This is a genomic window from Nonomuraea sp. NPDC049695 (assembly GCF_040674955.1).
Classification (GTDB): Bacteria; Actinomycetota; Actinomycetes; order Streptosporangiales; family Streptosporangiaceae; genus Nonomuraea; species Nonomuraea helvata.
In genome coordinates, this window is sequence record NZ_JBFANV010000005.1 from 242,666 (window position 1) to 264,416 (window position 21,751).

Below are 21,751 nucleotides of genomic sequence, written 5' to 3' on the forward strand. Positions count from 1 at the left end.
CGGTGAAGCCTGAGGTCAAGGCCCGGCCGGTGTCCCGTTGGTGGGGGCGCCGGCTGGGCGCGTTCGTTTTCCTGTCACCCGGTGTCACCTACCTGATCGTGCTGCTGCTGGTGCCGCTGGCGCTGGTGCTCAGCAACACGGTGTTCCGGCGCGGCCGCTTCGGCGGCGTGGTCTACGAGTTCACCACCGAGAACTTCCAGCGCCTGGTCGACCCGCTCTACCTGGGCGTGGTGGTCACCTCGCTGAAGATCGCGGCGCTGACGACGCTCGTCGCGCTGCTGATCGGCTATCCGACGGCGTACGTGATCGCGCAGCTCCCGCGGAAGTGGAAGACGGTGGCGCTGGTCGCGATCGTGCTCCCGTTCTGGACGAACTTCATCATCCGCGTGTACGCGTGGATCATCCTGCTCAGCGGCCCCGGCCTGGTCAACTCGCTGCTGGGCACGCACATGGAGCTGCTGTACAAGCAGGGCACGATCGTCGCCGGGCTGCTCTACTCGTACCTGCCGCTGATGGTGCTGCCGCTGTACTCGGCGATCGAGCGGCTCGACCCGCAGCTCAGGGAGGCCTCGGCCAACCTGGGAGCTTCGGGGTTCACGACGTTCAGGAAGGTCACGCTGCCGTTGACGGTGCCCGGCGTGCTGACCGGGTGCCTGTTCGTCTTCGTGCCGAGCTTCGGCAACTTCGTCATCCCGGAGATCCTCGGTGGCAGCAAGTCGATCATGGTGGGTAACCTGATCCGCGACCAGTTCCTGAAGGCGCGCGACTGGCCCTTCGGCGCGACGCTCGCGCTGGCGCTCATCGCGGTGCTGATCGTGCTGCTCCTCGCGCAGGCATGGGCGGCCCGCCGTGCGTAGGTCCAAGTTCTTGTTCGTCCCGTTCTGGGCCACGTACGTCTTCCTCTACCTGCCGATCGTCGTGCTGGTCGTCATGTCGTTCAACTCCGGCAGGTCGGCGTACACGTACGAGGGCTTCAGCCTCAAGTGGTACGGCGAGCTGGCCCGCGACGAACGCGTCAGGGACGGCCTGGTCAACACGCTGATCGTGGCCGCGGGCTCCACGGTGATCGCCACCGTGCTGGGCACGCTGCTGGCCGTCGGGCTGGCCAGGCACAGCAGGTCGAAGCTGCTGGACGCCATCGCGCTCATGCCGGCCGTGCTGCCCGACCTGGTGATCGCGATCGGCCTGCTGCTGTTCTACGGCGTGATCGCGCTCACGCTCGGCCTGTACTCGACGGTGCTCGCGCACGGCCTGTTCTCGATGTCGTTCGTGGCCGCGGTGGTGCGCACGAGGCTCGCCAACGCCGACACCTCGCTGGAGGAGGCCTCGCGCGACCTGGGCGCCGGACCGGTGGAGACGTTCATCAGGATCACGCTGCCGCAGCTCGCGCCGGGCATCGTCGCGGGCGCGCTGCTGGCGTTCACGCTGTCGCTGGACGAGTTCGTGATCGCCTACTTCACGATCGGCAACACCCAGCAGACGCTGCCGATCGTCATCTACTCAATGATCCGTTTCGGGGTCACCCCGAAGATCAACGCGCTGGCCGCGATCCTGCTCCTCGTGAGCTTCACGGCGGTGATCGCCGGGCAGCGGATGACCAAGATCGGTGAAGCTCGTGCTCAAGATTGATGGCATCACCCGCAGGTTCGGTGAGGTCACGGCGCTCGACAACGTGTCGCTGGAGATCGGCCAGGGCGAGTTCTTCGCCCTGCTCGGCCCGTCCGGCTGCGGCAAGACCACGCTGCTGCGCATCATCGCCGGGTTCGAGACGCCCGACGCGGGCACGGTGACGCTCGACGGCGACGACCTGCTGTCCAAGCAGCCGAACCGGCGGCCGATCAGCCTCATGTTCCAGTCGTACGCGCTGTTCCCCCACATGAGCGTGGCCAAGAACGTGGCCTACGGCCTTGAGCGCGAGCGGCTGCCCCGCCAGGAGGTCAAGCAGCGCGTCGGTGAGGTGCTGGAGACCGTCGGGCTGTCGGCGCACGCCGACCGCAGGCCCGCCCAGCTCTCCGGCGGCCAGCGGCAGCGGGTCGCGCTGGCCCGTTCCATCGTCAAGCGGCCCCGGCTGCTGCTGCTCGACGAGCCGCTGTCGGCCCTGGACAAGAAGGTCCGCGCCGACATGCAGCTGGAGCTGAAGCGGCTGCAGCACGAGGTCGGCATCACGTTCGTGGTGGTCACGCACGACCAGGAGGAGGCCATGTCGCTGGCCGACCGCATCGCGGTCTTCGACAGCGGCAGCGTGCGCCAGGTGGACCGGCCGGTCGCGCTCTACGAGCGGCCCCGCACGCCGTTCGTGGCCGACTTCGTGGGGGCCAACAACCTCTTCCACGGTACGGCGAGCGGGCCCGACGGGATCGAGACCGACGACTTCGGCATGCTGGCCGGCACTCCGCTGGAGGAGCTGGAGGCGGGCGCCAAGGCGCTGCTGGCGGTCCGGCCGGAGAAGGTGGAGCTGGCCGACGAGAGCGCCGCCCGCGGTCTGAAGGGCAGCGTCCTGGACGTCAGCTTCTACGGCGGCGTGTCGCACGTCTCCGTGGACGTGCCGGGCCGCACCAAGCCGGTGCTCGTCGCCGTGCAGGGGGCGAGCTCGGTGGAGGTGGGCGCCAAGGTCAAGGTGTGCTGGGAGGCCGAGGACGCGGTCATCATGGCGGTCGATGCATGATGTCAGCGGGTCAGGTCGTTGCCCGTCGCCGTGCGCGCGTACGACAGGATCAGCTCGGCCGCCTCTTCCGGGCCGATGACCGGGTGCCTGGCCGTGATGCGGTAGCCGTACGCGTCCTCCAGGGCCACCAGGTTGCGCGCGATCGTCAGCGAGTCGGTGCTCAGCTTGAACACCCCGAGGGCGGCCCCCGTGTCCAGGATCGCCTGGTACATCGACACCTGGCGGTCGTAGAGCGAGGTGAGCAGCACGCCGTAGACCCGGTTGCGGCCCGCGGCCCCGCCCAGCTCGTTGAGCAGGCGTACGTCGGGGTCGAGCGGCCCGGTCGGCAGCCCCGACCTGACCGTGACGACCAGCTTCTCGGCCGGGTCGGTGAGTGCGGCGAGCTGCCGCGCGCGCTGCTCGTAGAAGCGCTCCATGCCCGCGTGCTGCGCCTCGACCAGCAGCTCGCTGAGGTCGGGGTAGTGGTAGAGCACCGCGCCGGAGGTGAGCCCGGCCTCCTCGGCGACGTGCGAGAGCTGCACGCCGTCGATGCCGTGTCGGATGATGGCCCTGCGCGCGGCCTCGATCAAGTCGATGCGCCGGTCGTCACGGCTTTTACGCTGGGCCACCCTCACCACCCTCACTCGTTCGTCCGCCGTTCAGTTAGCCGTGACCATAGTGCCCGCAACTTGACCTCAACGCTAGATGAGTTCTTGAATTCCTCTTCAAATTGATGAGTTTCCCCGGAGTCGCCAGATGTCTCTCACCATTCTGTTCATGCCTGAAAGCGCGTACGGTCCGACCAACAACTGCATCGGGATCGGCGACATCCTCCGCCGCCGCGGCCACCGCGTCGTCTTCGCGGCCGAGGCGTCGTGGAAGGGCAAGCTCGAGGCGCTCGGCTTCGAGGAGGACCTTGTGGACCTCGCCCCGCCGCCCGAGAACGCCGAGGAGCAGGACCCCGGTCAGTTCTGGAAGGACTTCATCCGCGAGACCGCGCCCGAGTACCGCAAGAGCACGCTGGAGCAGCTCGACACCGTCACCAAGCCCATCTGGGCCGAGCTGGTCGACGGCGTGAAGTACTGCGAGCCGCAGCTCAAGGCCATCATCGAGCGGGTGAACCCCGATGTGATCGTCGAGGACAACGTGATCACGTTCCCGGCGCTGCTCACCGCGGGCAAGAAGTTCGTCCGCATCGTCTCCTGCAACCCGCTCGAGGTGCGCGGCGAGAACATCGCGCCGGTCTTCTCCGGCCTGGCCGCCGACGACCGCTCCGAGTGGGAGGCGTTCCGCGCCGAGTACGACCGCACCCACCGCGAGCTCTGGAACGCCTTCAACGAGTGGTGCGTCGAGCAGGGCACCGCGCCGCTGCCCGACCTCGACTTCATCCACGAGGGCGATCTGAACCTCTACGTCTACCCGGAGGCCCTCGACTACACCGACGCCCGCCCGCTCGGCCCCTCCTGGCACCGGCTCGACTCCTCGGTGCGTGAGACCGACGACGACTTCGCGCTGCCCTTCCAGCGCAACGAGGGGTCTCTGGTCTACTTCTCGCTCGGCTCGCTCGGCTCGTCCGACGTGGAGCTGATGCAGCGGGTGATCGACGTCCTGGCCACCACGCCGCACCAGTACATCGTCTCCAAGGGCCCGCTGCACGAGGAGATCAAGCTGGCCGACAACATGTGGGGCGCGGAGTTCCTCCCGCAGACTAAGATCATCCCACTGTGTGACCTGGTCATCACCCACGGCGGCAACAACACGACCACGGAGGCGATGCACTTCGGCAAGCCGATGATCCTGCTGCCGCTCTTCTGGGACCAGTACGACAACGCCCAGCGGGTCGACGAACTCGGCTATGGTGTCAGGCTCTCCACCTACACCTTCACGGACGAGGACCTGAAGGGGGCGGTCGAGCGGCTGCTCGGGGACACCGAGCTGCGTGCCCGGCTCGCCGCCGCCGGCGAGGAGATCCGCCGTCGTGACGGCCTGCGCAAGGCCGCCGACCTGATCGAGCAACTTGGCGAGTGACATGCGTGAACTGATCAACCCTGCCACCGGACTGCCGTGTGCCGAAATTCCGGACACGCCGGTGGAGGGGGTGTCGGCGGCCGTACGGACGGCTCGGGCGGCCTTCGAGGAGTGGTCGCGGGCCACCCCGGCCGACCGCGCCCGGCTGCTGCTGCGCGTGGCCGACCTGGTGGAGGCCGACGCCGAGGAGCTGACCAGGCTCGAGGTGGAGGAGACGGGCAAGCCGGCGGCGGTGTTCAGGGACGGCGAGCTGCCGTTCGCCGTCGACAACCTGCGCTTCTTCGCCGGGGCCGCCCGTTCGCTCGAGGGCTCAGGCGCCGGGGTGTTCAGCGAGGGCTACACCTCGGTCCTGCTGCGTCGCCCCGTCGGGGTGGTGGGGTCGATCGCGCCGTGGAACTTCCCGTTCGTCATGGCCGTCTGGAAGATCGGCCCGGCGGTCGCCGCCGGCAACGCCGTGGTGATCAAGCCGGCGCCGCAGACGCCGCGTACGACGCTGCGGCTGGCCGAGCTGTTCGCCAAGGCGGGAGCCCCCGAGGGGCTCGTGCAGGCGGTCACCGGGGACGCGGAGGTCGGCCAGGCGCTGGTCACCGACCCGGGCGTGGACATGGTCAGCGTCACCGGCTCCACGGAGACCGGCCGGGCGGTGATGAGCGGGGCCGCGGCCACGCTCAAGCGGGTGCACCTCGAGCTCGGCGGCAAGGCGCCCGCGCTGGTCTTCGGGGACGCCGACCTGGCGGAGATGGCCCGCGGCGTGGCCCTGGGGGCGACGTACAACACCGGGCAGGACTGCACGGCCGCCACCCGCGTGTACGTCGCCCGCGAGATCTACGCGGACGCGGTGGAGGCCCTTCGGGCAACTCTTGCCGAAATAACCGTCGGTGACCCCTGGGACCCGGCCACGGACATCGGCCCGCTGATCTCCGCCGCACACCGGGAGCGGGTGCACGGGTTCGTCTCCAGGGCCGACGGGCGCGTGCTGCACGGCGGCGCCCCGATCGGGGGCTCCGGATTTTTCTACCCGCCCACGCTCGTCGCCGATGCCGCTCAGGACAGCGAGATCGTGCAAGGAGAACTTTTCGGACCGGTGCTCGTGGCGCTACCGTTCGACGGCGAGGACGAAGCGGTCAAATTCGCCAACGACACCCGGTACGGTTTGGCGTCGTCGGTGTGGTCGCGCGACGTCGCCAGGGCCATGCGCGTGTCGCACCGGCTCGATGTGGGCGTGACCTGGGTGAACGACCATCTGCCCATCGCCAGCGAGGCGCCGCACGGCGGGGTGAAGGGCAGCGGGTTCGGCAAGGACATGAGCCAGGAAGCAGTGCAGGAGTACTCGGTGACGCGGCACCTGATGGTGAAGCACGCGGCTCCGGCAGAGCGGGATTCGTTCCGGCCCGCCTGAAACGTGTACGGCGTTATGTTGCCCAAAGTGACGCTTTGGGCACGTGTGATGGGATATGTTCGGTTGGCCGATCTGGTACGGGTTGTGTTCCAATTACCCAGCCGGACAGAATCCCATGCGCCACACGCGTGTCTGATTTTTCGAGCACGTACCGGCGAGAGGTAGCGAGAGTCAGTGAGGACGAAAGACCCCAGGCACACGAGGTCAGGGGAGTACACAGGCGGACGTTTCCGGCTGGGGAACTGGCGTGTGCGCTCAAGGCTGGTCGCGCTGATCCTCATCCCCACGGTCGTGGGTGTGCTGCTCGCCGGCGTGCAGCTGGCCGACGCCATCGGCACCAGCGCCCAGTACCGCCGGCTCACCCAGGTCGCCGAGCTGGTGCAGCGCATCGGTGCGCTCAACCACGAGCTCGGCAAGGAGCGCACGCTCACCGCGTGGTACGTCGCCGACCGCAGCAGAGGCCAGCGCCTCGTCCAGCTCAAGACGCAGCGGCAGGCGACCGACGCGGCCAAGAAGCAGGTGCTCAGCGCGGCCAAGTCGATCGACGCCACGCACTCCTCCCGCGTCCGCGAGGGCGTCGAGAACATGCGCCGTTGGCTCGACGGTCTCGACAGCCTGCGCGAGTCCATGGTCTCGAACGTGCCGCCGCGCGCCTCCGTCAGCACGTACAGCACGATGATCGGCATCTTCTCCGCGATCCAGGGCGACCTGGGTGACGGTGTCGGCGACGACACCCTCCAGCGTGAGGTGGCCGCGCTCGGCTCGCTCCAGCGGGTCAAGGAGGAGATCTCGCGCCAGCAGATCATCCTGATCGTGGCGCTCGTCGAGCGCCAGCTGGACAGCGACGACCTGTCGGACTTCCTGGGCTCCTGGAACAAGCAGCAGGCAGAGCTGGCGGCCTTCGAGCAGGAGGCCGACCCGAAGGACCTGAAGACGTACCAGCAGCTCGTCCGTGGCCCCGAGATCGACCTCGCCGACGCCATGCGCCAGCGCGCGCTCGCGCAGGTCCGCGCGTACAACCGGATCAGGGACCTGGACGTCACCACCCACCGTGACCTGAGCAACTGGTTCGACAGCACCAGCCTGTCCGGCAACGCCATGCGCAAGGTCGAGGACGGCCTGGCCACCAAGATCGTGGCCAGGACCCGCGACCTGAGCGACACCGAGCAGCGCAACGCGATCATCTCCGGCGCGATGATCCTCGTCCTGCTGCTCCTCGTCCTGATCTTCACCACCCGCGTGGCCGGTTCGCTGGTCCGCCCGCTGCGCCGGCTGCGGGCCGAGGCGCTCCAGGTCGCCACGACCCGGCTGCCCGAGACCGTCCGCGTGCTGCGCGAGTCCGGTGAAGGCGCGCACGTGCCCGAGGTGCCGTCGGTCGGCGTCAACAGCCGCGACGAGATCGGTGAAGTGGCGCGGGCGTTCGACGAGGTCCACCGCGAGGCGATCCGGCTGGCCGGCGACGAGGCCAAGCTGCGCACGAACGTCAACTCGATGTTCGTCAACCTCTCCCGCCGCAGCCAGACGCTGGTCGAGCGGCAGCTGCAGCTCATCGAGGGCCTGGAGCAGGGCGAGGAGGACGAGCAGCGGCTCGCGAACCTGTTCAGGCTCGACCACCTGGCCACCCGCATGCGCCGCAACAGCGAGAACCTCCTGGTCCTCGCCGGCCAGGAGGCCGCGCGCAAGTGGAGCGAGCCGGTGCCGCTGGTCGACATCGCCCGCGCCTCGCTGTCCGAGGTCGAGAACTACGAGCGGGTCCAGATCCAGATCCCGTCCGGCACGCTGATCGTCGGCCCGGCCGTCACCGACGCCGTCCACCTGCTCGCCGAGCTGATCGAGAACGCGATCTCCTTCTCGCCCCGCGAGAGCAAGGTCACGGTCACCAGCACGCCCGCCGAGGGCGGCGTCCTCGTGTCGATCAACGACCTGGGCATCGGCATGAGCCCCGAGGAGCTGTCGGAGGCCAACTGGCGGTTGGCGAACCCGCCCGTCGTGGACGTGTCGGTGTCGCGGCGCATGGGCCTGTTCGTGGTCGGCCGCCTGGCCCTGCGGCACGGCATCCGCGTGCAGCTCAGCCAGCGGGAGACCGGCGGGCTGAGCGCGCTGGTCATGCTGCCCGACATGCTGATCAGCAGCGGCATCGGCGTCCCGCAGCAGGGCGGGCAGTACGAGGCGTTCACCGACTTCGACCCGAGCATGTTCGGGCAGCCGTCGCAGAACGGGGCCCACTCGATGCCCGACGGGCCCGAGCAGGTGGTGGACACGCAGTGGCCGGGGTCGCTGCCGGCGCCCGGGAGCGCGGGCTGGACCGCGTTCGGCGAGCAGCCCGCGGCCTTCAACGAGCGGCCGGTCGGGGATCGCCCGTTCGAGCAGCCCTTCGGCGAGCAGCCGTCCTTCGGTGACCAGCCGGCGTTCGGCGAGCGGCCCTCCTTCGGTGAGCAGCCGTCCTTCGGTGAGCAGCCGTCCTTCGGCGAGCGGCAGTCGCCTTTCAGCGAGCAGCCGCAGGGGGCGCAGGGCGGTGACCAGCCGCGCTGGCCGTCCTTCTCCGACGAGTCGGCGCCGCCGGCCCAGAAGCCGTTCGAGGAGCCGCGCTGGCCGTCGTTCTCCGAGGAGACGCCGCAGCCCGCCGTGGAGCAGCCGTTCGCGGAGAACCGGTGGCCGTCCTTCGCTGAGCAGCCGCCGCCCCTGCAGGACGACGAGCCGCGCTGGCCGTCGTTCGCCACCGAGCCGCCGAAGCAGCCGCAGGACGAGTCGCGGTGGTCGTCGTTCGCCGACCCGCTGCCGCGCAGGTCGCTGTTCGAGTCGGAGGACCGGCCGCGGACGCAGCCCGCCGACGACTACCGCTCGCCGTTCGCGGATGAGCCCAAGCCCGCCGACCCGTTCGAGCAGAACGGGCGCTCGGAATTCGACAGGTTCGGCCCCGGCGCCTACTCCTCGCAGGACATGACCGGGCCGCTCCCCGTGGTGCGCAGCTCGCCCATGGAGGACCAGGGCGACGAGTTCCTGCCGATCTTCTCGTCGGTCGGGTCCGACTGGTTCCGCCGGCCCGATCCCGAGGTGCTGCACGACCGTATCGAGGCGCCTTCCGTGAGGGGGGAGGAGCCCGACATCACGGCCGTGCACCCGGCGGTGCCCGCCGAGGCGGCCCCTCCCACGTCCAGCGGGCTGCCCCGGCGCACGCCGGGCGCGTCCGGGGCGGGCGCGACCTGGTCGTCGCCCGCGGACTCCGGCTTCCAGGCCGCACAGGCCGCCGCGCAGCCCTCGCAGAGCGGCACGACGTCTTCGGGCCTGCCTCGTCGCGTCCCCAAGGCCAACCTGGTGCCCGGTACGGCGAGCCTCGCGGAACCCCAGGCTCCGTCACCGGCGCCGCAGATCTCGCCCGAGCGGCTGCGTAGCCGGCTCTCCAGCTTCCAGCAGGGTGTCCGGCAAGGCCGAGCGTTCACCCGCGGAGAAGAGAATGAGGAGGACAAATGAGAGAAATGAGCCAGGGAGCGCGCGGCATAAGCTGGTTGATCACGGACTTCGTGAACAACGTGCCAGGTGTCGCGCACACGGTCGTGGTGTCGTCCGACGGCTTGCCGCTGGCCTTCTCGGAGGGTTTTCCCAAGGACCGGGCCGACCAGCTCGCCGCGGTGGCCTCGGGTGTGATCAGCTTGACCCAAGGCGCCGCGCGGGTCTTCGAGGGCGGTATGGTGACGCAGACCGTTATCGAAATGCAGCGCGGGCTCTTGATGATCATGTCCATCAGCGATGGCTCCTGCTTGGCCGTCCTGGCCGCTCCCGACTGTGACATGGGGTTGGTGGCGTACCAGATGACCTTGCTGGTCGAGCGGGCCGGTCAGGTGTTGACCCCGGCCGTACGCGCCGAACTGCAAGCGGCCCGCCCCCGCTAGCGGGGCGGTGACAGGAGAACATGGTGTCAGGTCAGGGTTGGGCTGGTGATAGCACTCCGCCGCATCCGGCGGCTCCCCGTCCGCAGAAGCCGAGCTCCCTGGTACGGCCCTATGCCGTGACCGGGGGGCGCACCGCGCCGCGGATGAAGTTCGCCATGGAGGCATTGGTGTCCTCCGTGACGTCGGAATACCAAGACATTTCCCTACTTAGTCCGGAGTATCAGGCGATCATCCAGCTGACCCGGAACGTCCGGTCGGTTGCCGAGATCTCCGCCCTTTTACGGCAGCCCCTTGGCGTGGTCCGGGTGCTGATTGCCGACATGGCGTCGGAGGGCCTGATCCGCGTGCACCAGCCTGCGCTGGACGCCGGAAAGCCGGACCTGAACTTGCTCGAAAGGGTGCTCAGTGGACTTCGCAGGCTCTAGCCCCGGCCTAACCTCGACGAAGATCGTCGTGGCCGGGGGCTTCGGCGTGGGGAAGACGACGTTCGTTGGTGCGGTCTCGGAGATCCTGCCGCTCACCACCGAAGCGGTCATGACGGACGCTTCGGCACACGTGGACGACGTCTCCCTCACGCCCAACAAGACGACCACGACCGTGGCCATGGACTTCGGCCGGGTCTCGCTCGACCGTGATCTGATCCTGTACCTGTTCGGCACGCCCGGACAGCACCGGTTCTGGTTCATGTGGGACGACCTGGTGCGAGGCGCCATCGGCGCGGTCGTGCTGGTGGACACGCGCCGTCTCGCCGACAGCTTCCCGGCGATCGACTACTTCGAAGAGGCGAAGCTGCCGTTCGTGATCGGCATCAACGGCTGGGACGGGCAGTTCGCGCACGCGGCGGAGGAGATCCGAGAGGCCCTGTCGATCGGCGACCACATCCCGATCGTCCGCCTGGACGCCCGGCAGCGGGAGTCGGTGAAGGCCACCTTGATCACCTTGGTGGAACACGCCCTGACCCGCCACATGCACACCCCGGTGTAGCCCTCCCGGCAGGTTCTCCCGGCGGCCCCCACGTTCCTGTGGTGGGCCGCCTTTTACGTCGGCGGGGGCCGGTCATCAGAGGGTCTTGACGGTGCCGCCGTCGATGACGTGGTCGGCGCCGGTGATGTTGGCAGCGACGTCCGACAGGAGGAACGCGATCAGGTCGGCCACCTCCTTGGGCTCGGTGATCCGGCCGGTGGTGATGCCGAACGCCTGCGGGATCTGCTCGAGGAACGCGCCGTGCTCGGCTCCGGCGCGCGCGGCGACCTTGCCGCCGAAGCCGTCCGGATCCTCCCAGATGGCGGTACGGACGACGCCGGGCGAGACGGTGTTGACCCGCACACCCCGCGGCCCGAACTCCTCGGCGAGCGACTTGCCGAGTGCCGCCAGGGCGGCCTTGGCGGCGCTGTAGGCGACGGGTCCGGCGGCCGGGAGCCTGGAGGTGATGGACGAGACGTTGACCACCGATCCGCGCCGCTCGATCAGGCTGGGCAGGGCGGCCCGGGTGACGCGGACCGCGCTGAGCAGGTTGATGTCGAAGATGGCGGCCCATACGTCGTCGCCGGTGTCCAGGAATCCGGCGGGGTCGACGGCGTCGCCGCCCCCGACGTTGTTCACCAGCAGGTCGATGCCGCCCAGCTGCGCGAGCGCCGTCTCCATGAGGGTCGCGACGCCGTCCGCGGTGCTCAGATCGGCCGACACCGCGACGGCGCCCGACTTCTCCAGCTCGGGGGTGACGGTGCGGGCGGCGCCGACCACGCGTACCCCCTCGGCGATCAGGGTCTGCACGGTGGCCAGCCCGATGCCCCGGCTGGCGCCGGTGACAACGGCGGTCTTGGCGTGAAGGTTGAGCTCCATGAGCTGCTCCAATTCTTTAACTGTAGGTACAAAAAATGGGCATGGCGAAGGTTCCGGCCTGGCAGGTGGGGTCAGAGGGAGTCGACGATCGCGTCGATCACTCTGTCGAGGCGCTCCGGCCCGTCGGCGACGCGCGCGATCAGGCGCATGCCGACGATGGTGTTCAGCAGCAGGCTCCCGATCGCGTAGGCGTCGCGGTCTGAGTCGATCTCTCCGGCGCGCTGGCCCTCTTCGATCAGTGCGCGGAAGGCGTCCTCGGTGCGGTCGAGCATGCGCCGTACGAGCTGGGCCGCGCTCTCGTCCGCCTGCCCGAGCTCGGCCGCGGTGTTCACGGCCAGGCAGCCGCGCCGGTCGGGATCGGCCAGGTCCATCTCGGCCACAAGGCGCAGCGCCCGGCGCAGCCGGTCTTTCGCGGGCCCCGACTCTCCCAGCAGTTCGATCAGCGCCGCGGCCTGGCCGTCGCGGTAGCGGCTCAGCGCCGCCTCGAACAGGGCGTGCTTGCTGCCGAAGGTGTTGTAGAGGCTGCCCTTGCCGATGCCGAGGGCGTCGACCAGGTCCTGCGGCGTGGTGCCGCCGTAGCCCTTGCGCCAGAACACGTCCATGGCCTGCTCGACGGCCACGTCCGGATCGAACTGCTTCGGTCTTCCCATGCTCATGACCGTAGCAGCTTCTGGACCTTGAGGTCAAAAACCTGTGACGGGCCGTGATCTCTTGACCTTTGTCAGGCCGGTCGGTCATGATCAACGGCGAATCCCGCCGAAAGGTGATCACGTGCGATTAATCGCAGGCACCGCCACGACCGTGGCCGCCGTCCTGACCGCTGTCCTCCTCGCTCCCCAGACCGCCTCCGCGGCCGCCCAGCTCATCGGGAACGGCACCTTCACCAGCTCCACCTCCCCCTGGTCCGCGATCGGCCAGACCACGGTCGCGGCCGAGTCCGGTCGCCTGCGGGCGGACGTGAAGGCCGTCGTCGCGAACCCCTGGGACGCCATGGTGGCCTCGCCCACCACCGCCGCGCTGAACCCGGGCAAGAGCTACACCCTCTCCTTCGACGCCTACTCCACCGTCGCCTTCAAGGCCACCGCGACGGTGCAGTACAAGGCCACGCCCAGCTCCAACCAGTCACTGGCCACGGGCGTGCAACTCACCACGGCGAGCAAGCGCTACAGCATCCCCTTCACGGCCGCGACCGCCACGGACACGGCGGCCGAGGTGACGTTCCAGCTCGGCGGGTCCGGCGCCACCCCCGTGGTCCGGTTCGACAACGTGTCGCTGATGGAGACGCAGACGACCCGGCCGACCGCCCTGTACGTGTCCAGCCAGTCGCACCCGGCCGCGTGGGCCGCCGCCAACATAGGCACATCCAAGGGGCAGGCCATCCAGGCGAGCATCGGCAGCAAGCCGATCTTCGAGTGGTTCGGCGGCTGGTTCAACGACATCACGCAGGCCGTGGACACCTACGTCGGCGCCGCGCAGGCCCAGGACAAGCTGCCGATGCTGGTGGCGTACAACATCCCGAACCGGGACGCGTGCGCCGACCAGTCGGGCGGCGGCGCGGGTGACGCGACCGGCTACCACAACTGGATCACCGAGTTCGCCAAGGCCATCGGCACCAGGCACGCGATCGTCGTGCTCGAGCCCGACGCGGTCGCCGCCGCCGGGTGTGTCACCAGGTTCGGCAAGGACCCCGAGGACCAGTACCGGATGCTCCTCGACGCCACCCAGGTGCTGCGTGCCCAGGCCCCCAACGCGTGGGTCTACCTGGACGCGGCCAACGCCACCTGGATCACGGCCGACAAGATGGCGCCGTTGCTGGTCAAGTCGGGCATCGCCAACACTCGCGGCTTCTCCGTGAACGTGTCGAACTACTTCACCACCTCGGCCTCCGAGACGTACTCCGTCGCGGTCAACGGCTACCTGTCGGGCACGGTCGGCGCCAAGAAGTACGTGATCGACACCAGCCGCAACGGCAACGGTCCCTACGAGGACGACACGCCTGGGGACAACTGGTGCAACCCGCCCGGTCGCAAGCTCGGCACTCCTCCGGTCAGGCAGGTGAACGGCGCCGAGTACCTCTTCTGGGTCAAGGTGCCCGGCGACTCTGACGGCCAGTGCGGCATCTCCGACAAGACGGCCGGGACGTTCGATCCCGACCTGGCGATGGCCCTGATCAACGGCTGACGCACGCTCCGACGGCCGGGCCCGCTCAAGGGCCCGGCCGTTCTTTCACACGCGCTGGAGCAGGAGGGAGACGAAGCCGAGCGCCCCTCGGTAGCCGTTGAGCCACATCTCCCGGTGCTCCCGGGCGACGGCGAGGGCCTGCTCGCCGTCCGGGCCGGGGTTGGCGGCGGCCCATCGGGCCAGCGTTCCCGTCCAGGACCATTCGTACTCGTCCCACTCGGCCAGGGTGCTCACGTGGGCGTAGACGGTCAGCCAGCCCCCGGACTCGGCGGCGGCCACCGTGCCCGCCAGGTCGGGGTACTCCCCGATCTCCGCCACCATCTCCGAAGTCGGGGTCCGCTCCCAGAAACCCTCACCGACCAGCGCCAGCCCGCCCGGCCTGACGAACTTCGCGACCGTCTCCATCGTGCCCGCCAACCCCTCGAAGGCGTGGGTCGCGCCCACGCAGAGCACCAGGTCGTACGGCTCCGAGGCGGAGAACTCGGTGGCGGGCACCCGGTGCAGCGACAGCCTGTCGGACAGGCCGCGCGTGGCGGCCGACTTCTCCGCTGCCGACAGGGCCGACGGCGAGATGTCCACCCCGTCCGCGGTCGCGGACGGGACCAGCTCCAGCGCCCGGAGCGACCATTCGCCCTCGCCGCACCCCAGGTCGAGGATGCGCGCCCGCTCCGGCAGGGCCGCGCGGCGCAGCAGGCGGTCGAGGTTGCCGGGTGTGATGGGCGTGGCGATCGGGTGGTCACGATGGGCGATGGTGCTGATCAGGTCTCTGTCCATGCTGTCCATCATGTCGGCGGGCGCAACCGGTTTACCGGTCGGGCCGGGCCAGGAGCGCGCGGGCCGTGGCGGCCATGGCCTCGTCGACCATCTCGCCCTCGAACGTCACCGCCCCGGCACCGCCGGCCTGGGCCGCCTCCACCGCGGCGATCAGCCGGGCATAACGGGCCAGCTCATCCGCAGTAGGGGAGAAGGCCTCGTTGATGACAGGGATGTGGGAGGGGTGGATCGCCATCATGCCCTCGTACCCGAGCGAGCGGTTCTGCTCGGCGAAGGCCCGCAGCCCGTCCAGGTCGCCGATGCCGGTCCACAGGCCCGCGACCGGGTTGGGCGTCCCCGCCGCGCGTACGTCCAGGAGCACCCGGGAACGCAGGCCCAGCGTGCTCTCCAGGCTCCATCGGTAGCCGACGGCGCGGGCCACGTCACCCCCGGGCGCGGTCACGGCGCCGAGGTAGGCGACGCGGGCGGCCGCCCGGGCGATCTCGTACGCGCCGCGCAGCGCGGAGGCCGTCTCCAGCAGCGGCACCAGGGCGAGGTGCCCCGGCGGCAGGCCGTGCTCGCGCTCGCACCAGCCGAGCAGCCGGTCCGCGAGCCGTACGTCGTCGGGGCCGGTCACCTTGGGCAGCACGATCCCGGCGAGCCTCTCGTGCGCGACGGCACGCAGCTCCTCGGCCCCCGCCCAGCCGTCCAGCGGATTGACGCGGACGAACAGGGCCATGCGCCCGTCGAACGCGGCCACCGCCGCGGCCACCCGGCGGCGCGCCTCGGCCTTGCCGCCGGCCGGGACCGCGTCCTCGAGGTCGAGTATCGCGGCGTCCGCCCCGGCCGCCTCCGCCTTGGCCAGCCAGTCCGTCCGCGTGCCCGGGACGAAGAGCAGGGAACGGAGGGGGATCCGCTCAGATGACACCTTGCTTCTCCAGGTCGGCCAGCTCGTCCTCGCCGAGCCCGAGCCAGTCGTGGTAGACGAGGCGGTTGTCCTCCCCGAGCCTGGGGCCGGTGCGCCAGACCTTCCCGGGGCGGCGGTGGAAGTGCGGGATGACGCCCTGCATGCGTACGGGACCGAGGTCGGCGTCGTCGACGGTGATGACGTCGCCGCGCTCGGCGTAGACGGGGTCGGCGACGATGTCGGCGGCGGTGAACACCCGCGAGGCCACCACCTCGGCCCGCGCGAACTCCTCCAGGCACTCGCCCGTGGTCCGCGCGGCCACCCACTCCCGCAGGCCCTCGTCCAAAGTCTCCCGGCCCGCGTGCTGCTGTGCCGAGGTGGCGAAGTCCTCCTCGGCCAGGCCGAGCAGGCGGGCCACGTTGCGCACGGAACGGAGGGTCGCGGACGTCACCGTGATCCACTCGCCGTCGCGCGACCGGTAGGTGTTGATCACCGCGGCGGGCGCGACGGCGAGCTGGTTGCCCGCCCGTCCGGGCACGGTGCCGAGCTGGTCGTACGTGATGATCTGCCACTCGATCAGCCGGTACAGGGGCTCGAAGAGGGCCAGGTCGATCCACTCGCCGTCGAACTCGGGGTCGGCGGCCCGGCGGTGGAGCGCGGCGAGCACGGCGTACGCGCCCATCAGCCCCGTGACCGCGTCCCCGTGCGAGAACCCGGTGTGCACGGGAGGCCCGTCGGGGAACCCGGTCAGGTGCACCACCCCGCTCCTGGCCTCGCCCATCTTGCCGAAGCCCGGCTCGTCCGCGCGCGAGGAGGTCGCCCCGAACCCGGAGATCTGCAGCAGGATCGCCGAGGGGTTGATCCGGTGCACGGCCTCCCAGTCCAGCTCCCAGTCGCGCAGCCGTCCGGCCCGCAGGGTCACGATCACGACGTCCGCCCAGGCGACGAGCCGGTGGGCGATCTCCCGTCCGGCCGCGTGGTGCAGGTCGAGGGTGACCGAACGCTTGTTGCGCCCGGCGACCTTGAACCACAGGGGTACGCCGTCCCGTACGGGACCCATCGCGCGAGCGGCGTCACCGGCGCCCGGGGCCTCCACGTGCACCACGTCCGCACCTTGGTCGGCGAGCATGGAGCCGGCCATCGGCCCGGCGACCACGTGCGCGAACTCCACCACCTTCAGGCCGCGCAACTGCCCTGTACCTGTCACCTGTGCTCCTTCGCCTCCCGATCGCGACTGCGGTCGTTTCATCCTGCCGAGGCGGTGAAATGCGTGTCCAGCACAAGAAAACCATCATTCAATGCGCTTTCCACATAAATCCGAGGGGCTGTTTGGGTTCGCTGTCAGTCGCGGTTCCAGGAGACGCCCGTGGGCAGGTCGCGCAGTTCGCGGCGGAACGCGTCGAGCAGGTCGAGGAACGCGCTCGTCGCCAGTGGCAGGGTGCGGCGGGCGCGGACGACGACGTCCAGGCGGCGGTCCACGACGGGTTCGGTGAGCGGCCGGTAAACCAGAGACCCCGCCCCCATCAGCGGCAGCACCAGAGCGGGCATCGCCGAGACCCCGAGCCCGGCCGTGACGAGGCCGCCCACCGTCGCCACGCTCCCCGCCTCCGCCGCGAGCGTCACAGAGGCTCCGGCCTGGGCGAACGCCGCGTCCGTGAGCCGCCGCACGCTCGACTCAGGCCCGACGGCGAGGAACGGCTCCCGCGCCAGCTCCTCCCACGTGACGGACTCCTGCGCGGCGAGCGGATGGCGCTCGGGCAGCACGGCGTAGAAGCGGTCCCTGATCAGCGGCCGGTGTTCGAGCTGCTCGGGCGCGGCGCCGACCGTGGAGATCGCGAAGTCCGCGTCCCCCGAGAGCACCCGGCCCAGCACCACCTGCTCCAGGCCGTCCATGATCCGCAACGTCACCAGGGGCCGCCGCCCACGGAAGTCGGAGATCACCCGGGGCAGCAGCACCGCGGCCACCGACGGCAGCGTGGCCACCGCCACCACGCCGGACTCGCCGAGCAGGTAGCGCTCCAGCTCCTTCATGCCCGACCGGTGGGCGGACACGATCTGCTCGGCCACCCGCAGCGTCTCCACCCCGGCCGCCGTCAACTGCACGTTCCGGGTGTCGCGCTCCAGCAGCTGCGCGCCGAGCAGCCGCTCCAGCTCCGCCACCGCGCGACTGAGCGACGACTGCGACACGTGCATCTCGGCCGCCGCCGCGGTGAAGCTCGACGCCCTGGCCACGGCGGCGTACGCGGCCAGCAGGCGCAGGTTCGCCTCCATGGCGGTGAGCATAGACCGCAACTGTTGCGCAGATCGCATGGATAAATGTTGCTTTGATGCTGGACCTGCGATTTAGTCGCTCGGAAACTCTTCCGTAACACTCCGGCACATCACCCCCCGTGAGCCGGGCAAGGAAGAAGGCGAACATCGATGCTGGCAGCCCTGGGATTCACCACGATCGTTCTGTTCCTGCTGCTCACCATGACCAAGCGCGTGTCGGTCCTGATCGCTCTGGTGCTGATCCCGGTCCTGACCGCGCTGGCCGGGGGCTTCGGCGGCGAGCTGGGCAAGATGATCCTCGACGGGCTGGGCAAGGTCGCGCCGACCGGCATCATGATCGCGTTCGCGGTCCTGTACTTCAGCCTGATGATCGACGCCGGCCTCTTCGATCCGCTCATCCGCGGCATCCTGCGCCTGGCCAAGGGCGATCCGCTGCGCATCGCGGTCGGCACCGCCGTGCTCACCATGTGCGTGGCGCTCGACGGGGACGGCGCGTCGACGTTCCTCATCACGGTCTCGGCGCTGCTGCCGGTCTACCGGCGGCTCGGCATGAGCCCGCTGGTGCTGTCGGGCGTGGTCTGCCTGGGCGCCGGCGTCATGAACCTCATCCCCTGGGGCGGCCCCACCGCACGCGCGATGGCGGCGCTGAAGCTGGACAGCTCCCAGGTGTTCACCCCGGTGCTGCCCGCCATGGCGGCGGGCATCGTGTGGGTGCTGGTGGCGTCGTACCTGATCGGGCTCCGGGAACGCCGCCGCCTCGGCACGCTGCCGCCCGCCGACGTGCCCGAGGAGCGCCTGGTCGGCGAGGGCCCCGGCACCCAGCGGGCGCCCGTGCACCCGGCCCTGACCGTCTTCAACCTGGTCCTCACCGTCGCCCTGCTGGTCGGGCTCGTGCTGCAGGTGATGCCGCTGCCGGTGCTGTTCGTGGTCGGGTTCGCGATCGCCCTGCTGGTCAACCACCCGACCTGGGAACGCCAGCAGGAGCTCCTGGAACGGCACGGCAAGAGCGTCGTCCTGGTGACCACCATGATCTTCGCGGCCGGGGTGTTCACCGGCATCCTCACCGGCACCAAGATGATCAGCCAGATGGCGTCCGCGTTCGTCAGCGTCATCCCCGATTCGCTCGGCGGGCACCTGCCCGTGCTCGTGGCCATCACCGGCATGCCGCTCAGCCTGGTCTTCACCCCCGACGCCTACTACTTCGGGGTGCTCCCGGTGCTCGCCGAGACCGTCAGCGGCTTCGGCGGCGCGCCCGCCGAGGTCGCGAGGGCCGCCATCCTCGGCCAGATGACCACCGGGTTCCCGCTCAGCCCGCTCACCGCCTCCACGTTCATCCTGGTCGGGATGAGCGGCGTGCAGCTGGGGGAGCACCAGCGCTTCATCTTCAAGTGGGCCTTCGCCTCCACGCTCGTCATGACCGCGGTCGCGCTGCTCACCGGCGCCTTCTCCCTCTGAACCAACTCGAGGACGATCGTTGTGAGATCTGTCAAGATCATGGCCGCCCTCTCGGCTGCCTTCACCCTGACCTGCGCCCCCGCCCCCGTCTCCGCCACGACCGACGCACCGCTCCCGCCCGACCCCTTCTTCTCGTACGACCGCCCCGCCGAGTACGGCGTCCACCAGGAACGCGTCACCGTCCCGCTGCGCGACGGCAGCCACCTGGCCTGCGACCTGCACCGCCCCGCCGCCCCCGACGGCACGCCCGCCCCCGGCCGCTTCCCCGGCATCGTCTACGACTACAACGCCTACAACCAGCTGGCGGCCCAGGGCCGGGCCGCCGCGTACTTCGTCACCAGGGGCTACGTCGCGGCCGTCTGCAACGCCAGGGGATCGGGCGACTCGCCCGGCCACCTCGACCCGTTCAGCCCCCAGGAGCAGCGCGACAACTACGACCTCATCGAATGGCTGGCCGCCCAGCCCTGGTCCACGGGCCGCATCGGGCAGACGGGCGTCAGCTACGGCGGCCACTCGTCCCTCCTGGTCGCCGTGAACAAGCCGCCCCACCTGGCCGCCGTCATCCCCGTGGACGGCATCAGCGACTGGTACGAGAACACGATCTACCGGGGCGGCATCTATTCGGCCAGGATCCGCGACTGGCAGCGCGCCACCGCACCCGACACCCTCGTGACCTACGCCCAGCACCCGCTCTACGACGACTTCTGGCGCGGGCGCAGCGTCAAGTCCCGCTGGCAGGACCTCGACGTCCCCGTCCTGGAGATCGCCGGCTGGTACGACCGGTACCGCCAGGGCATGGTCGAGAACTTCCAGGCGCGCGAGCGCAATGTCTGGCTGGTGTCCGGCCCATGGGTGCACGGCTGGCCGGCCGGGCAGCCGGCCGACATCGGCAACGGCGCCTATCTCGCCTGGTGGGACCGCTGGCTGGCCCGCTGCCCCGGCGCGCCGCTGCCCGCGGCCAAGGTGACCTCGTACGAGGTGCCGGGCACGGGCTGGCGGCAGTTCGACAGCTGGCCGCCCGCCGGGACGCGGCAGGTCCGCCTGGGCCTGTCCTCCGACGGCACCCTGTCGGCCACCCCGGGGGCCTCGGCGACCCGTACGTTCGAGGTCAACACCGAGCCGGTCGCGGGCGGCCCTGGCCAGCGGCTGGAGTTCGCGACGGCGCCGTTCCAGCGCGACCTGGTCCTCGCCGGTGACGTCCAGGCCAAGGTACGGGCCTCGTTCACCGCGACCGACGGCAACCTCGCGGTCGTGGTGCAGGACGTCGCCCCCGACGGCACCGCCACCCGCATCACCCAGGGCTGGCTGAAGGCGAGCCACCGCTTCGGCCACGACCGCGCCGTGCCGGTGCGCCCGGGCAGGACGTACGACCTGGAGATCCGGACCTGGCCCACCCACTACCGCGTCGCGGCCGGGCACAGCCTCCGCGTCACGGTGTCCAGCGACGACTACCCGGAGATCGACTCCGACGCACCGGCGGGCCAGGTGTCGCTGAGGCTCGGCCACGGCGGCTCGAACCTCCGGCTGACCACGCTACTGACCTGATCCTGTCGCGCCGGGCTCGGCATGCGGGGCCCGGCGCGACGGTGCCGGTGCCGCTGCCGGTGCCGGGAAGGCTGATGCGCCTGGGGTAGGATCGGCGCATGGTACTTGGCATTTTGTTTCGCTGATCACGCACTCGTGAGAAGGCGCAGTGCCGCTGGAGCGCGTCGGCCCCAGTGGCGGCTCGGCCGCGCCTGAGTCCGGCCGTAGCCCGCGTTCTCTCACCGCGTCGACCGTCAATCGGCACCAGCCAATCGGCATCAGCAGAGAAACGAGTGCATCACCGTGGCTTCCGGTTTCCTTTCCGAGCACACCGCTGTCCTGAACACCCTCGACCCCGATGACCCCGTCCTGGACGATCTCGAACCGCTGCGCGGCGTCATCGAAGACGCCCGCGTCGTGGGCATCGGCGAGGGCGCCCATTTCGTCCAGGAGTTCACTCTCGCCCGCGCACGGCTGCTGCGCTTCCTCCTCGAACGCTGCGGCTTCACCCACGTGGCGCTCGAACTCGGAGCCACCCAGGCCTCCGACGTCAACCCCTGGCTCGCCGGCGACGGCGACGAGTCGGACCTGCACCGGTTGAGCGGCCCCCTCACCCTCGGCGTCTTCGGAGAGCTGCTGCGCTGGCTGCGCCGCTACAACGTGAGCAGGCCGCATCCCGTCCAGATCGCCGGGATCGACCTCCCCAACACCCTGACACTCCTGCCGGACCTCGATCCGGTCGCCGATTACCTGCGGCTGGTCGACCCGGACGTCGCAGACCTCGTGACGGACGTCCTGCGCGCGGCCGGCGAGATCACCGGCGGCTCGGCCGCCGTGTCGGGGCCCCGATGGGGGAG

General features: G+C 70.1%; 20 protein-coding genes. 13 read left to right on the forward strand and 7 right to left on the reverse strand.

Annotated elements, in window-relative coordinates:
- The first annotated feature begins 2 nt into the window (after positions 1 to 2).
- From AB0J64_RS07285 to AB0J64_RS07295, 3 genes are read left to right on the forward strand one after another with little or no spacing between them, the layout of a single operon-like run.
- Positions 3 to 857, forward strand: coding sequence for an ABC transporter permease (locus AB0J64_RS07285; RefSeq protein WP_364022045.1), 855 nt, complete (start codon positions 3 to 5; stop codon positions 855 to 857).
- The gene (locus AB0J64_RS07290; protein ID WP_364022048.1) at positions 850 to 1,629 is read left to right on the forward strand and encodes an ABC transporter permease; all 780 of its coding nucleotides are present in this window, start codon (positions 850 to 852) and stop codon (positions 1,627 to 1,629) included. Before AB0J64_RS07285 ends, AB0J64_RS07290 begins: the two co-directional genes overlap by 8 nt.
- Positions 1,616 to 2,665 carry an ABC transporter ATP-binding protein gene (locus AB0J64_RS07295; RefSeq protein WP_364022051.1) on the forward strand — a complete coding sequence of 350 codons (1,050 nt, stop codon included), beginning with the start codon at positions 1,616 to 1,618 and terminating at the stop codon, positions 2,663 to 2,665. The genes AB0J64_RS07290 and AB0J64_RS07295 overlap by 14 nt, the downstream gene beginning before the upstream one ends.
- 2 nt (positions 2,666 to 2,667) lie before the next feature.
- Here the strand turns inward: AB0J64_RS07295 and AB0J64_RS07300 are convergent, their stop codons facing one another.
- Entirely contained in the window at positions 2,668 to 3,273 is a 606-nt protein-coding gene (locus tag AB0J64_RS07300) for a TetR family transcriptional regulator (RefSeq protein WP_364022054.1), read from the reverse strand.
- 148 nt (positions 3,274 to 3,421) lie between these two features.
- Between AB0J64_RS07300 and AB0J64_RS07305 the strand changes: the two genes are divergently transcribed.
- From AB0J64_RS07305 to AB0J64_RS07330, 6 genes are all read left to right on the forward strand, one after another.
- Positions 3,422 to 4,672, forward strand: a complete 1,251-nt coding sequence (locus AB0J64_RS07305; RefSeq protein ID WP_364022057.1) for a glycosyltransferase — start codon at positions 3,422 to 3,424, stop codon at positions 4,670 to 4,672.
- Between the two features lies 1 nt (position 4,673).
- Positions 4,674 to 6,071, forward strand: coding sequence for an aminobutyraldehyde dehydrogenase (locus tag AB0J64_RS07310; protein WP_364022060.1), 1,398 nt, complete (start codon positions 4,674 to 4,676; stop codon positions 6,069 to 6,071).
- 249 nt (positions 6,072 to 6,320) lie between these two features.
- The gene (locus AB0J64_RS07315) at positions 6,321 to 9,542 is read left to right on the forward strand and encodes a nitrate- and nitrite sensing domain-containing protein (RefSeq protein WP_364022063.1); all 3,222 of its coding nucleotides are present in this window, start codon (positions 6,321 to 6,323) and stop codon (positions 9,540 to 9,542) included.
- A 5-nt stretch (positions 9,543 to 9,547) separates the two neighbouring features.
- Positions 9,548 to 9,961: a roadblock/LC7 domain-containing protein gene (locus AB0J64_RS07320; protein ID WP_201760494.1), complete on the forward strand. Its 414-nt coding sequence runs from the start codon at positions 9,548 to 9,550 to the stop codon at positions 9,959 to 9,961.
- A 20-nt stretch (positions 9,962 to 9,981) separates the two neighbouring features.
- A complete protein-coding gene (locus AB0J64_RS07325; RefSeq protein WP_055507219.1) occupies positions 9,982 to 10,386 on the forward strand; it encodes a DUF742 domain-containing protein in 405 nt (134 codons plus the stop codon).
- A 28-nt stretch (positions 10,387 to 10,414) separates the two neighbouring features.
- Entirely contained in the window at positions 10,415 to 10,945 is a 531-nt protein-coding gene (locus AB0J64_RS07330; RefSeq protein ID WP_364022067.1) for an ATP/GTP-binding protein, read from the forward strand.
- A gap of 75 nt (positions 10,946 to 11,020) precedes the next feature.
- Here AB0J64_RS07330 and AB0J64_RS07335 read toward each other — a convergent pair whose 3' ends face one another.
- A complete protein-coding gene (locus AB0J64_RS07335) occupies positions 11,021 to 11,803 on the reverse strand; it encodes an oxidoreductase (protein ID WP_364022070.1) in 783 nt (260 codons plus the stop codon).
- Between the two features lie 71 nt (positions 11,804 to 11,874).
- Positions 11,875 to 12,453, reverse strand: coding sequence for a TetR/AcrR family transcriptional regulator (locus tag AB0J64_RS07340; protein WP_364022073.1), 579 nt, complete (start codon positions 12,451 to 12,453; stop codon positions 11,875 to 11,877).
- 121 nt (positions 12,454 to 12,574) lie between these two features.
- On the opposite strand from AB0J64_RS07340, the gene AB0J64_RS07345 reads away from it, so the two are divergent.
- Positions 12,575 to 13,984: a glycoside hydrolase family 6 protein gene (locus AB0J64_RS07345; protein ID WP_364022076.1), complete on the forward strand. Its 1,410-nt coding sequence runs from the start codon at positions 12,575 to 12,577 to the stop codon at positions 13,982 to 13,984.
- Between the two features lie 45 nt (positions 13,985 to 14,029).
- Here AB0J64_RS07345 and AB0J64_RS07350 read toward each other — a convergent pair whose 3' ends face one another.
- The 4 genes from AB0J64_RS07350 to AB0J64_RS07365 form a co-directional block, all read right to left on the reverse strand.
- On the reverse strand, positions 14,030 to 14,758 hold the full coding sequence (locus AB0J64_RS07350; RefSeq protein ID WP_364022079.1) for a class I SAM-dependent methyltransferase: 729 nt from the start codon (positions 14,756 to 14,758) through the stop codon (positions 14,030 to 14,032).
- A gap of 31 nt (positions 14,759 to 14,789) precedes the next feature.
- Positions 14,790 to 15,665, reverse strand: a complete 876-nt coding sequence (locus AB0J64_RS07355) for an aldolase/citrate lyase family protein (protein ID WP_364022082.1) — start codon at positions 15,663 to 15,665, stop codon at positions 14,790 to 14,792.
- A complete protein-coding gene (locus AB0J64_RS07360) occupies positions 15,655 to 16,851 on the reverse strand; it encodes a CoA transferase (RefSeq protein WP_364022085.1) in 1,197 nt (398 codons plus the stop codon). Before AB0J64_RS07360 ends, AB0J64_RS07355 begins: the two co-directional genes overlap by 11 nt.
- A 134-nt stretch (positions 16,852 to 16,985) precedes the next feature.
- A complete protein-coding gene (locus AB0J64_RS07365) occupies positions 16,986 to 17,915 on the reverse strand; it encodes a LysR family transcriptional regulator (protein WP_364022086.1) in 930 nt (309 codons plus the stop codon).
- 150 nt (positions 17,916 to 18,065) lie between these two features.
- On the opposite strand from AB0J64_RS07365, the gene AB0J64_RS07370 reads away from it, so the two are divergent.
- From AB0J64_RS07370 to AB0J64_RS07380, 3 genes are all read left to right on the forward strand, one after another.
- Positions 18,066 to 19,370: a citrate:proton symporter gene (locus AB0J64_RS07370; protein WP_364022088.1), complete on the forward strand. Its 1,305-nt coding sequence runs from the start codon at positions 18,066 to 18,068 to the stop codon at positions 19,368 to 19,370.
- Positions 19,371 to 19,391: 21 nt separating this feature from the next.
- Positions 19,392 to 20,915, forward strand: a complete 1,524-nt coding sequence (locus tag AB0J64_RS07375; RefSeq protein ID WP_364022090.1) for a CocE/NonD family hydrolase — start codon at positions 19,392 to 19,394, stop codon at positions 20,913 to 20,915.
- A 282-nt stretch (positions 20,916 to 21,197) separates the two neighbouring features.
- A partial coding sequence (locus AB0J64_RS07380; RefSeq protein WP_364022093.1) for an erythromycin esterase family protein occupies positions 21,198 to 21,751 on the forward strand: 554 nt, incomplete at its 3' end.